This is a genomic window from Sinimarinibacterium arenosum, assembly GCF_005047655.1.
GTDB lineage: Bacteria > Pseudomonadota > Gammaproteobacteria > Nevskiales > Nevskiaceae > Solimonas.
The window spans coordinates 70,138-82,588 of record NZ_SUKF01000009.1 but is presented as its reverse complement, the minus strand read 5'-3'; the positions used below and the strand labels follow the sequence as shown (position 1 = coordinate 82,588).

The 12,451-nt window shown below is 63.5% G+C and carries 15 protein-coding genes; 1 reads left to right on the top strand and 14 read right to left on the bottom strand.

The annotated features are described in order from the left end of the window. Positions 1–50: 50 nt before the first annotated feature. From E4T66_RS17625 to E4T66_RS17565, 13 genes are all read right to left on the bottom strand, one after another. Positions 51–1,208, bottom strand: coding sequence for a hypothetical protein (locus tag E4T66_RS17625; RefSeq protein ID WP_136850714.1), 1,158 nt, complete (start codon positions 1,206–1,208; stop codon positions 51–53). Positions 1,209–1,243: 35 nt separating this feature from the next. Then, positions 1,244–2,155: a CE1 family esterase gene (locus E4T66_RS17620; protein ID WP_136850712.1), complete on the bottom strand. Its 912-nt coding sequence runs from the start codon at positions 2,153–2,155 to the stop codon at positions 1,244–1,246. Positions 2,156–2,243: 88 nt separating this feature from the next. Then, complete coding sequence (locus E4T66_RS17615; RefSeq protein ID WP_136850710.1) at positions 2,244–2,948, bottom strand: hypothetical protein; 705 nt, start codon at positions 2,946–2,948, stop codon at positions 2,244–2,246. A 258-nt stretch (positions 2,949–3,206) separates the two neighbouring features. Further along, positions 3,207–3,398, bottom strand: a complete 192-nt coding sequence (locus tag E4T66_RS17610) for a hypothetical protein (protein ID WP_136850708.1) — start codon at positions 3,396–3,398, stop codon at positions 3,207–3,209. A gap of 93 nt (positions 3,399–3,491) precedes the next feature. Then, complete coding sequence (locus E4T66_RS17605) at positions 3,492–4,025, bottom strand: hypothetical protein (RefSeq protein ID WP_136850706.1); 534 nt, start codon at positions 4,023–4,025, stop codon at positions 3,492–3,494. Between the two features lie 37 nt (positions 4,026–4,062). Further along, positions 4,063–5,934 (bottom strand): helix-hairpin-helix domain-containing protein, encoded by a 1,872-nt coding sequence (locus E4T66_RS17600; protein ID WP_136850704.1) that lies wholly within the window; start codon positions 5,932–5,934, stop codon positions 4,063–4,065. Between the two features lie 56 nt (positions 5,935–5,990). Continuing rightward, positions 5,991–6,590 (bottom strand): hypothetical protein, encoded by a 600-nt coding sequence (locus E4T66_RS17595; protein ID WP_136850702.1) that lies wholly within the window; start codon positions 6,588–6,590, stop codon positions 5,991–5,993. Positions 6,591–6,758: 168 nt separating this feature from the next. Next, positions 6,759–7,307 carry a SprT family zinc-dependent metalloprotease gene (locus E4T66_RS17590; RefSeq protein WP_136850698.1) on the bottom strand — a complete coding sequence of 183 codons (549 nt, stop codon included), beginning with the start codon at positions 7,305–7,307 and terminating at the stop codon, positions 6,759–6,761. A gap of 47 nt (positions 7,308–7,354) precedes the next feature. Further along, on the bottom strand, positions 7,355–7,759 hold the full coding sequence (locus E4T66_RS17585) for a hypothetical protein (protein WP_136850696.1): 405 nt from the start codon (positions 7,757–7,759) through the stop codon (positions 7,355–7,357). Positions 7,760–7,896: 137 nt separating this feature from the next. Then, positions 7,897–8,469: a hypothetical protein gene (locus tag E4T66_RS17580; RefSeq protein WP_211243008.1), complete on the bottom strand. Its 573-nt coding sequence runs from the start codon at positions 8,467–8,469 to the stop codon at positions 7,897–7,899. 4 nt (positions 8,470–8,473) lie between these two features. Next, complete coding sequence (locus E4T66_RS17575) at positions 8,474–8,686, bottom strand: DUF7167 family protein (RefSeq protein ID WP_136850694.1); 213 nt, start codon at positions 8,684–8,686, stop codon at positions 8,474–8,476. Positions 8,687–8,757: 71 nt separating this feature from the next. Next, positions 8,758–9,126, bottom strand: coding sequence for a DUF5983 family protein (locus tag E4T66_RS17570; RefSeq protein WP_136850692.1), 369 nt, complete (start codon positions 9,124–9,126; stop codon positions 8,758–8,760). Between the two features lie 25 nt (positions 9,127–9,151). After that, complete coding sequence (locus E4T66_RS17565) at positions 9,152–10,927, bottom strand: ATP-binding protein (protein ID WP_169577691.1); 1,776 nt, start codon at positions 10,925–10,927, stop codon at positions 9,152–9,154. 223 nt (positions 10,928–11,150) lie between these two features. On the opposite strand from E4T66_RS17565, the gene E4T66_RS17560 reads away from it, so the two are divergent. Beyond that, positions 11,151–11,507, top strand: a complete 357-nt coding sequence (locus tag E4T66_RS17560; RefSeq protein ID WP_136850688.1) for an NINE protein — start codon at positions 11,151–11,153, stop codon at positions 11,505–11,507. Positions 11,508–11,572: 65 nt separating this feature from the next. On the opposite strand, the gene E4T66_RS17555 is transcribed toward E4T66_RS17560, so the two are convergent. Then, positions 11,573–12,367 (bottom strand): 5'-3' exonuclease H3TH domain-containing protein, encoded by a 795-nt coding sequence (locus E4T66_RS17555; protein WP_136850687.1) that lies wholly within the window; start codon positions 12,365–12,367, stop codon positions 11,573–11,575. Positions 12,368–12,451 lie beyond the last annotated feature (84 nt).

The window sequence follows — 12,451 nt, the reverse complement described above, 5'->3', positions numbered from 1 at the left end:
ATAGCGACGCTCCAGCGTGAATAGGAACGGATCGCCGGGCGCCCCGCCAGCTACTCGAACAGCCGTGGCCGGATCAGTTTCAGATCGAGCCCGCCGTACGCGACGCCGCCGCGAGACTTCTTGCAACGCCGCTTGAACTCGTCAGCAGCAGCGGCCATCGCAACCCCCTCCTGCTCCAGTTCGCTGCGTCCGTGTATCCGAGAGACGACGCTGAAGGCCTTGGCCAGGCGGTTCGCGTCCGCACACACAACGGCCAATTCCTCAGCCAGCGCCAGCCCCAGCACGGAAGACATCGCCTTGCGGTACGCGCCCCGCTGGCTGGGCGAGGCCCACATGAACTCGAGGCTGACCTCGTACTGAATCTGGTCCCGCACCCGGCGCGCAAGACGCCACGCGCCAGCAGCCGCAACCAACTGGACCTGGGAACTCCCCGGAGGGCACCCCAGCATCAGCAACGCATCGCCGACCAGGTGATCCCGAGGGCGCATCATCGTTCGGATGCAACGGCGCAGTTCCAACTCGCCCACCCCGCAGGGCGCGCGGTCCGCGACCGCATCGAGAAACGCCGTCTTCATGCGCAGCTGATCAGGGTCGACGACGGCCACAAGCCCGCCGCTACCGGCACGCCCCCACCAGGCGCGACCACGTGGATCCAGCAGCGCAGAGATCATCCGGGCAGCGGACTCCGTCGCATCACTGTCGGAGAGCGGACCCTTGGGCAACAACCGATCGGTGATGGGCAATGCGCGCGCCCCTTCCGGGGGTAGCCAGTCAACCGTGAGTCCCGTCGCTGCAGTCTTCTTGGGAGCGGCGGCGGGTGTTGCGGGTGTCAGGATCGGAGGCGGCGGGCCTATCTGGACCTGCACCGGAGCACCGGGGTCCTGCTTGAGGAACTCCATGACCTTACCCCAGCGCGCCGCAGCGAACGGGTTGGGATGCCCAGGCTCCCGGACCAGAACCACGAGCGCCGCGACGGCCTGAGCGACGGCGCGACGCCGGGTGGCGGCGTTGACCCCGAGGTAAAGGCAAAGCTGGGACCGATCCGGCGCCGTGGCGGGCGTGAGTACGGCAACGCAATCCATGACGCTGCGCCCACTCAGGATCGGGGGCGGCAGCGCCATGGAGTCACGCGCCAGAACGCTTTGAACTGCGTTCAGACATTGCGCCAGGTACGAAACGTCGTCGAGGGGTTGGGCAGAGTCGTTCATCGGCCCTTAGACGGCGTCGAGTCCCAAGCGAGGCCCTATCTCCGGTATGCAGACAACGCGGCCCAAAGCTCGTCGGTCGCGGACCAATCCCGTGAGGTCGCACCGAGGTACACGGAAGGAAGCCGCGGCTTCCAGTCCGGCCAGGTGTGGCCACCGCGCGTCACCGTATACAGAGCCACCGGCATCCCCGAGGAACACTCATCCACGCGCTGCACCGCGCTGGTTGTGATATCAGCGCCGCCATCAGGCAGCGCGTAGTTCACCGTCGAGCTCAGATCGCAGCCGTTGAAGCCGGCCCAGAGGCGGAAGTTGTCGGGCTGCGACAGCATCCCCACGGGGTTGCTGTATGGCACCACCAGGTCCCAGGTGCCGTGGATCAGTACGGTCGCCACCGGAAACTCGGGATGACACAAAGCGAGCTGGCTGTTCCGCGTGGTTGCCGCCACCACACCGAGGCCCGCGACCAGATCGGAACGCTCGCAGGCAAAACGAGTTGCCATGAATCCGCCGTTGGACATGCCGACGACATAGATCCGGGAACTATCGATGGGGTAAGTCGCAATGGCGTCCTCCAGAATGCTCGCAATGAAGCCGACGTCGTCGCTGCCGCCAACACGCGCTTCGTCTGCCCAGCGACCGCCGACCGCGTTTGGAGCGATGACGAAGGCGCCGTGATCCGTCGCCCAGCGTGTCGCTTCGACATTGGCGATCATTCCCGCGCCGTTGCCGCCCGCGTAGTGCAACAGCAGGAAGGCCGGCGCCGGCTCTGTCGTGCCGACGGGAGCGACAACGTCATAGGGACGATCGACCCCCTCCCAGGTTTTGGAATGCGATTGGGTTTCGACGCCGTAGGCGTGGGCGCCCGGCACGGTGAAGAGGAACAGCCCAGCGAGGGCAATGCAGGTTGTGAGAGTTTTCATCAGTTTTGGAATCGCGATTTCAGGCACGCACATCGGCGCCTGAGGCGCAGATGCACGAGATGGGGAAAGCAGCAGGGTGTGCTGCTCGGTAGGTAGACGGCGGGACCCGCCAGATTCAGCCCAGCCACGCCTCGAAGGCGGCGCGCTGCTTCCCGACGTACCAATGCCGGCGGACAAAGCCAGCACGGATCAGGAGTCCGTCCGCCTCGCCGAGCACTGGCCAGCCGGTATCGAGTCGAAACGGCCGGTCCGCCTTGGAGATCCAGGTATCGCCGTTCGGTCCGATCCATGCCTCGACGCCCGAAGGCACGGCGCCGGAGTGCTCGCGCAGGAACATCCGGTCCTTCTCATCGAAGAGCGGCAGCGCCTCGCCAGGGGCACCGTTGAGGAACCACCGGAACGCAGCGAGCCAGCTGCCGAAGCGCGTGCCGGAATCCTCGGCGCCGATGACATGCTGGGCGAATGCCTGGCGGACCCGAATGATGTCTGCCGTCTGACGATAGCCCGTCAGTGCAGCCATGGTGCCGTCGGAAATCGACATCACATCCGCCGCGACACGGCCCGCAGCAGCGGTCGCGCTCGCCACCGGAACGGTGGGAACAATGCCGGTCAGATCCTTGTTGTGCGACCAGATGACACGCTTCACGCCGCTCGGCCGCACCAGGTAGGTCACCTGGTCGCGCTCGGCAATGGTGCCACGCAGGGTCAGGCGGGAGCCGGCAGGGACGCACTTGCGCGGGTCGTCGTCGGCCCGAACACGGGCCACGACAACGCCGAGTGTGCCGTCGAGAACAACGGGATCTCCGATTCCAAATTCCATGGGGAACTCCTTGTGTGGAATCCCCACCCTATGTGGGCCACGGCGCCCCGCCAGGTCAGCGTGCGGCCTTCGGCACCCGCTGAAGCGATACCGTATTGGACCAGCACGTACGACATGCCAAACCCATGTGCAAAGCCCTGCCCGGTGATGCGTATACGCATCACTTTGGCCCGGGTGCGGGCCGACAGCACAACCAGATCGTGGAGCTGAAGCGCGGCGGGTCGGAGCATCGCATCACCAGCTTCAACAGCGGCTGGGTTATCTGCAGGCGCTTGGCCTTTTCCCCTTGGGTGCCGCCCCAGGCGCTGACGCACGCACATTCATCAGCAGGTCGCTGCGCAGCTTCATCGCTGCCGCCTTGCCCGGATCGTCGCGGTAGAGTGCGTCGAAAACGTCTTCGTACGTTTCCATGCGCGGGGTTTCTACGAAGCTCTGCATCTTGGGGTTCATGGCGGTTTCCTCAGCTGCATAATTATATCCGTGGAGATATAACTGCGTTCCCCTCGCTGCGTCTCTCCGCAAGAGGCGCGCGAGGGGCCGAGCTCACTGATTCGCAGGCGGCTGAAGTAGCGCCTTCAGGCCGGGATCGATCGGGGCCGGGCCGTTGACCCGGAGCGCACTGGCGCGTTCCTGTACGGTCCGGATTGCCGCGTCCGGAGCAACGTTCTCTGCCATCAGAGCATTGGCCAGGCCCATCAGCACTGCGGCCGAAATGCAGTTGGGGCACTGCGCGTCACCGTGCCCGCCCCGGTACACCGCCCGGACCACCGCGGTGGTCAGCAACCGCAGACCATCGTGAAGGCGCTGTGCCTCCGGACTGTGCTCGCCGTCTCGTGATGCAACCCCGGCAGCTTCATAGCCGGTGCGCAAAGCCAGTTCAGCTGCGACATCCAATCCGTGGAGCTTCTCCGGCTGGGTCGGCATCTCGCGGGCCATGTAGAGCGTCGTCGCCTCGTAAAGGGCGTGCATGCCCTCACAGGTTTTGGTGCGCCCCGGCCTCCCCGCCTCAAGCCCTTCCATCACTGCATCGACCATGACCTGGTGCCGCTGCTGTCCGGCTTCGCTGTTGTCACCCATGAGCTTTCTTCCTTGATGTGCTTGTTGGATTGGACCCTTAGACGGGCGCTGTGCCCGTCGGTCCGGCGATCAAACTCCGGTACTCGTCCAACGGCAGAATCTGCACGCCAAGCTGTTCTGCTTTGGCCTTCTTCGAACCGGCCTTGTCTCCGACAACGAGAATGTCGGTTGCGGCCGATACCGAAGATTGCACTGTCGCACCCAGAGCACGGGCTTGCTGTTCCATTTGCGCGCGCCCCAGCGGCATGGTGCCGGTGAACACAATTTTCTTGCCGCTGATATTGGACCCGGCAATGTCGCTGGGGCGAACGGTCGCTTCAATATTGAAGCCCAACCCGACAAGCGCAGACAGCGTGTCGCAGACCGCCGGCAGATGCGGGGCAATCATCCGTGCCGTGTGCTCGCCGAATCCGGGAATGGCCGCAATCGCCGTCGCGTCCAAACCGGCAAGGTCCTGCCAACGATGCTGTTCCAGAATCTTGCGCGAGTCGCCCCGACCGAGGTGGCGCACGCCGACTGCGGCGATCGCATCGGTGTCGCGCACGATCTCCTGCTTGCGCTGTGCAATGGCAGACAGAAGGTTCTCAGCGATCCCTGCGGAGACACCACAGCGACCCATATCCGCAACGCTCATCTCCAGAATCGCGATGGGATCGAGGGCCCCGGCCTGCGACAGCTGCTCGCACAGCTTCGGGCCGAAGCCCTTCACCCCGAGCCGCAAGAAGAAATGCTCCAGCCGCGCACTGGCCTGAGCTGAGCACCCTTCGACATTGGGGCAGACCAGATAGTCGTTGTCCCACACCGTGCCCGCCCCGCAGCATGGACAGGTGCCCAGATCGACCGGGGCTGTTGACCGCTCGTCGACGGATACCAGCTTTGGGATTACTGAACCGCTGCGAACCAGGGTTATCAGCGCGCCCGCCCCGAGGCCGAGCCTTTCGATGTGCCGGGCCGTATGCGCCGTGCAGCGCCGAATCGTCGCACCCGACAGTTCGACCGCAGCAACCTCCAGCACGGGGGTGATGCGACCTGTCCGACCAACCTGCAATGTGACGGATTCGACGCGCGTCTGGGCGACTTCGCCCACGGTTTTCAACGCAAGCATCCAGCGATGGTGATGGCTCGTCGCCCCCATTGCCTTGCGCAGCTCCACATTGAGGACTTCGACAACGGCGCCGTCGGTGGCGTACTCCGATGCCGCGCAAAGCTCCGCGGCCATCTGCGCATAGCACTCCGGCAGTTCCGCCAGCCCAGCCTCGCGGGACTCGAGAGTTGAGTACGGGACAAAGCGGCACACGCCCGCCGCCAGCGCTTCAGAATGGTGAGGCTTCACGGTGTCGGCGCCCACCAGTCCGACCATGAAGTTGCGCGCGTGTGCCATGTCGTACTGTTCGGCGATCGCGGTTTCGAAATACGCTTGCTGAATGACCAGCTCGCCCGGCCCCATCACCGCCCGATCCAGTTGTACGCCCCGCGAAACAATGCGCGTGACATCCTGACCGAATGCGCCGTCTCCGCGAGTCGCCAGCACCGCTCCGTCCCAGTAGCCCGCCAGACCATCGAGTTTCGCGGTGATGCGGACCCAAATGTCAGCGTCCGGAATGTTGATCTCGGCGGCGGCACTCTGAACCCGGCGCATCCAAGCGCCAACCTCATCGCTGGTATAGGCCTTTTCCGTCGACAGCATGGCGCTGACATGGCGATGAGGTGCGCCGAACGCACCTACCGGCTCTGGCTCGACGTTCCACAGCAGCGGATGGTCGGGGTGCCGTTCACGTAGCGCTTGCAGGTATACGTGATCGTAGACATCGTCATCGACCTCAGGGGTCCCGGCGCGGTACGCCGTATTCAGGCGGTCGATTGTCGCGAGCAGTTCATCGTCGCTCAGTTGGGGCAGAAGGACAGGCATTCGGTACTCCAGAAATGGGGGCGCAGATCAAACCGTATGCAAAGGGCGCTGCCCCGCTACTGCGCAGCGCCCCAGTCCATGCCTGCGAGAACGCCGAGGGTCAGGCCGTCAACATCGGAGTCCATGCCGAACGGGGCAACCTTACTTCCGACAACCTCGCGCGCTTCCAGGCCGAGGTGCCAGGGACCCCAGTGCCAGATCAATCCGGCCTGCCCATAGAAGCCATAGCCGCCGTCCTGATCGCTCGCACGGCCGTAACCGTCACTCACCTGCACGTCCGCCTCGATGTAGGACGCGCCCGCGCCGAGGTACAGCGAGAGGTCGCCGACGCGCGGCATCAGCTTGAAGCCCAGCACTACCTCGGAGAGTTCCAGCCGCGTGCGTCGCGAAGTGATCTGACCTCCCGACGAGCTACAGTTGTCGTAGCACTCCCGGCCGTTGCCCGTCGACACCTGAATGCCACCCGAGACATACAGCGGCACGGCCTCATACGGGCGCACATCACTGAACACGCCGACCATCGTGGCGCGATCGACCGGCTCCCAGTCGCTCTGCGAGAACGTCCGATCTCCGACGATCAGAGTTGCGTTGAAGTTGCTGGCGATGGCCATCGGCGCGAAGACGGTGGCGAGAACAATCAAAACGGTGCGAAGCATGGTTACTCTCCTGTTGTGGACATTCACTACTAGACGGGTGAAGAACGCGCCCCGCTATCGCGGAAGTGACTTCACAAGCCGCGGATACGCGTCCGCACCGGCCGCCGAGAAACGTCCGCCTTTCGGCGTTGCGCAGTTCAAGAACCCTTCGGGTTGCCGCTCCGAGCGCTACGCCGGTCCGACAAACTGAACTCCGGCAGAGCACCGGCGACAACGAAAGGCGGCTGGCCGGCTCTGAATGGTGCGATGGCGTCGAGAGCTGACGCGGATATCGCGACACGCGCAGCGGTAAACGAACGTGCCGCCGGCATACTGCACCTGCAAGGAGTGCGTCCGCGACGGTTGCTTCCCAAACATCTGCATCACCGCTGCCCACTCTTTGCCGTGAGGCTTGGTCTGCTTCCACCACGCGCGCTGCACGATGTGGGCAACCTCGTGCGGCACAGTCTCTTGAATCGTCGCGCGCGGATAACGGGTGAGCAGATCCATGTTGATACGAATGAACGCAGCCCCGTGACGCGGGGAATGCGCAGTGCCGGCTTTTGCACCGAGTAGATCGAAACGGGTCGCGGGCAGCGGCACGGGAGCACGGCCGTGTGAGCCCCCGTGTGCATTCGCTACGCCGATCCAGTGGGCCACCGCCTGGAGCACCCGGTTGCGAACGTAAGCAGCGTCGCGAAGATGTGCGTCAGGTTCTCTATCAGCGCCGCCGTGCATAGTCAGACCCCCACAGTGTGTGATCTATAGACGGTGGCGCCTGCCTCTCACGCGGCCTGGCGGGCAGCCGGGTTTTCGTCGTAGCGCACCATCCGGTGCAGTGACGAATCCCATCGAGCACCGACCACCAGCGCGGGTGCATCCATCATCGTCTGCGGGGCCGGAGCGTCCGGCATCTCTCGGACGAAGGCCTGGTGACGCTCGGCGAGCATCGCGTTGAAAGCGTCCACGACGCGCTGTTCGATCGGCGCACCGCCACCGCGGTGGAGGGTGCCAACCATCCGCACGACATCGATCTCGTATTGCTCACGGCTGATCGTCAGACCGTGCGGGGAATAGTCGGGCGCGTGATGACGCCAATGGACGCGATACTGTTCGAATCCATCAGTGACGTCGTAATCGCTTTCGCCCATGAACGAGGAGCGGAAATGAAATGCGGGGCACTGAGACATGCGGAACTCCGGCGAGTGGATGTCTCTACCGTGTCCAAATCTACCGCGCCCCGCGACGGCCGCAGGAATAGCGCACGGCCAGCGGGCCGAGATGGATGGCGACGGGATCGATATCAGGATGAACGAGCAACGCGATTCTACTTTTTGGACGCAGGACACCCATCGACGCCGCCGTCGAAGGCGCGCAGATTGACAACGGGGATACCAAACTCGGTTGCGACGCGAATCGCGTGACCGGTGCCGCCGGTGTCGCGCGTGGTGGGAATTGAAGTGCCATTGGCACCGTCAGCGGTCCAGCACACCACGAACGCCACCGGCGTCAGTGTGTCCTGGCCGAGAATGATCTGGGCATTGCGTACCATGAACTGGCGAGTGCGAGCATCGAGCCGATCCCACGCCGGGTGATGGCGGCCGGCGAAATACTCAGCTTCGGGGTGCGACTGGAACAATGGCGACGGATGCCCGTTATATCGCTCGAACGGAAGAAAGATTTCCTTCGAGTTTCCGGCCCCGACTTCGAACGCCGAATCAGCGCCCCGCGCCGCTCCAGAGCGGAGGACGAACTCGCGCTCCGCAAGCAGGCTGGCGATGCGGCCCATCAGTCGCAGCACCGGCTCCGGTGTGTCACGTGAACCGATCCCGGCATAGCGCGTGCCAGGCGGCAGACCAGACGCCGCAGCTTCGATTGCCTTGCGGATCGGGGAGCACATGGCGCTACTCCGACTCGCCGGAGGCAGCATCGGCATCGTCCATGACGTATGCGCCATAGTCGATGTGGTTGCCCATAAATTCGCGCGCCTCCTCCGCCAGGAACGCGTCGCGCTCCTCCGGGCTCATTGCCTCCCAGTCGGCATCATCGACCTCAAGGATATCCGTGTGACTGCATTCGGCGAACCCGGTGTCTACGAACAACTTGATCCTCGGCATGACACTGACTCTCTGGCGATCGGTGCGGCAGCACCCATGAGCTCACCCTACTGTCGGCGGCGTGCTCCGCACTACCACGCGAAGGTCGGAAACCCCGGAAGCGGCGCACCGTCGCAATCCAGCTGCAACAGCGAGAAGCCACGTGCGCCGAGGTCGGCCCACAGCGAAAGAAAGCTTTCCGAAAGCCCGTGCTCGCGCAACGATGTGCGGACAGCGTCGGTGTCGACGATCGGATCCAGACCATGGAGCCCGACGACAAACCCGAAGCCGGTGGCGCTGATCAGGACCGGCGCGTGACGCGGAACCTCAGCCAAGCTCGTCAGTACGTTGTTGTCAGCACGGGTGAGATGGCTGGTGGAGGCCACAACGAAGCGGCCTTCCTCCATGAATCCCGTGCCGGGTGTCGGTGTTGTCGGCTCAGTCGAGCGCACTGTTGTCATTGCATGTCCTCGTGAATAGGGGGTGTCAGGCGTCGCAGGCGGGCGTGGTGGCGGACTCGGTGTCAGTCGTGTCGTCGACAGGCACGCCGCGAAACTCCGAAACCCACTTCGGCGGTCGCAGCCGAGCAAAGCGTTTCGTCCCAGCCAGATCGCAGCACACGCGGCACCACCGTCTGACGAAATGAATTTCGGATTGAGCGTTGTGAATCATGAAATCATGAAACGCCTGATAGAACTCGGGGCCGTGAACGTGCTCGGATTCACTTGAGGTGGTGTGCCCGTACTCATGAACAAGGATTCGATACAGTTCGCGCAGTCCCCACTCGCCGCGCCACGCGCGCTCCAGAATCGTGTCCGTCAGGAAAATGGTGCTATGGCCGTCGGTCCACGCTGCGGCAGTTTTCGAGACTCCGGGGACCAAGCGTCGCAAGCGCTCGGTCGGGGCGCCCGGTGGGGAGTTGAGGCAGCGTTCAACGGCCGCCAGCACCAGTCGCGCTGCGGGAGAGGTTTCTTCCTCGGTCAGCGCGCGCTGATCGCCCGTGTACGTGTCCTTCAATTCAGCAAACGACTCGGCCCTCAAGCGAGACACGCGGCCAGAGAGGGGGCTGTCCACGAGCGGAGAAGCCAGTGATAGAAGGATCTTCTTGAGCGCGCCGGCAGGCTCATTGGCGGCAACCGATCGACGCAGGCCCCACTGCTCTACGGTCTTGTCCGCCAACACGGTAAGTCCGTCCTTGCCGTGGAGAATATCGGCGAGGACCCTGTGATCATTGTTAGCAATGGTAAAGCGCTGACCGCTTACCAGAGAGTCGACCGTCAAACCACGGCCTTTAATGGTGACGAACAAAGGCTTGTCCCACACTTCGGCCAATGTGAGCTCGCCGGCCAACAACCCGTTGATGATCGCGGTGCGCTGCGCATCGCTGAGCGATTTCGATGAAAACGCCGCGCTGCGATGAAGGGCGCGCACCCGGGACTGTATTGTCCGCCACACGGGACAGACAGCAGCCTGAGGCTGGGTACGGCCCATGTCGAGGGCGAGCGGCACCTTCGACAGAATCACACCGCCGGTGCCGAACTTCCCGGCAGGCAGCGCGCACACGAACATGCCCATGTTGTAGACCAGAAGACTGGCGTCGCTGTTGAACTGATAGTGGGCGACCTCGTCTTCCTGTGACCACGCGATATCGGATCGTGACTGCGTGACCAACTCACCGTTGACGTAGATGGGGCACTCAATGAAGCGCGCCCACTTTCCCAGTTCGCGCACAGTAGCTTGCAGGCTCAGGGGTGTTTGCGGTTCATAGAAAGTGCCAACGATACGGCAGCCGGCGTGTAGCACTGTGGAATATTCACGCAGCGTAAAGTCGAGACCGGAAACCTTGACGTCAGTGTCGATTTCCATGTGGTTGGTGATATAGCGAGTGCTTGCCCACTGCCAGATTTGCCCGCGTCCGACACCGAAGAAGCCGAATTGGCGTCTCTTTGCGTACTGGTCTCCGGTGTGGACAAATGCGAAGTGCTTGTAATAAGCCCGCACTTCCTCCGCGTCCTTGAATCCGGCGCCATTGTCGATGACCTCGAAGCCGGTGCCCGAGCGCGGCAGCAGCACGTCAACGCGTGTCGCACCTCCGTCGATACTGTTGGTCACGAGCTCCATCAAAGCGCGCGATAGCTCACCGCTCTGACGTTCGATCAGAAAATAGAGCACGTTTGACGCGACGACAAAGTTCTCGCGGCTTTCGACAAGGAGGGTCATCAAGCTCTTCCATTCGTGGATCAGTGACTCCACCGTACCCATGCACAGCGGCCCCGCCCGCCGGAAGATAGTGCGAGGAGACTGGAGCCTCCCCGGCAGGCGTGCCATTCGGAGCGCGATGTGTCATGTCGGAATCCGACGCTGGCAATCTGGTTGTCAGTCGCGTCTATACGCTCGATAGTGACAACCAAACATCACAGGCCGGGAGTTGCATTGCTGGAGAGCAGTGCGCGTCGGTCGGTGCCGGCACACATGGGAGGCAGCAATGACTGACGCACCAGCAAAGGGGCCCGACGAGAAGTTCTGCTCGGAATGCGCGGCGGTGATTAGTTCGCGGGCGGAAATCTGCCCGAAATGCGGGGTGCGGCAGATGGCTCCTCCGGCATCAATCAGCCTCGGCGCAACGACGCCGAACGGCAAGAGCCGTGTGTCAGCCGCGATCCTGGCGTTCTTTCTCGGCGGACTCGGGGTCCATAAGTTCTACTTGGGCCAGGTCGGTTGGGGCGTAATCTACCTGCTGTTCTGTTGGACCTTCATCCCCTCGATCGTTGCATTCGTGGAGTTCATCTTGCTGCTGACGATGAGCGACGAATACTTCAACCATCGGTTTGGACGCTCGTGATACGAGCAGCGAGATGGGTGAGAACGCCCACGATGCCCTGCCCCGGCGGATTCACCCTGACCGCGCTACGCGGTAGCAGCGCAACGCAGGTCGGACCAACAGACGCCGACAGGGCCAATACGGAAGCTGACCAGTTCACGGGACAGCCGAGCGCTCTGCGCATGTTCCCGTAGTCGCTCCCCGAGTTTTCCAGGGAGTGTCGACGCGGCTTCGAGCACACCATCGAGCGTATGAAACTGGCCGAGTAGTCGAGCCGCGATGGTCTCCCCCACACCCGGAACACCGGGGATGTCATCCGAGCCATCACCGGCGAGCGCGAGCAAGTCACCCAGCTGCGGCGGTTCGACGCCGTAGCGCTCTTGGACCCAGGCAGCGTCGCGCCATTCCGGCTTGAAGTGATCCCGGACGACAGCGCCGTGCGTAGTCAGTTGGCAGAGGTCCTTGTCGGTCGAAAGCACAACGACGTCCCCATGGTCACGCGCGCACCAGCGTTGGACGATCGACGCAATCACGTCGTCCGCTTCAACCTCGGGAAGGCTGACAGACCGCAGCCGGAGTTGGGATTCCAGTTGCTCGCGAAGTCCCGGAAGCTCCGCACGCAACTGCGGGGGCATCGGTTTCCTGCTCGCCTTGTACCCAGGGTAGAGGGCGTGGCGCCACGTGGGCCCTTCCTGGTCGAACACTGCGACCGCGTGGGTCGGGGCATGCTCATTGAGCGCTCGCCGCATCGACCCGATGGAGGACCGCACGGAGTCCTGCGCGCGGACGATCGCGCTCTCTGCGGGGTTTGCCGCATGACATCGACGCACAACATTCAAGGCGTCGATGACGAGCAGTTTAGGGGTGCGCTGTTCGGACATGATCAGTCTCGCCGGGCAAGTGACACCACCCAATCGGGACGCAGCGCGCCCCGCAAGGTGTATCTCCTAGACACCGCCAGCGGC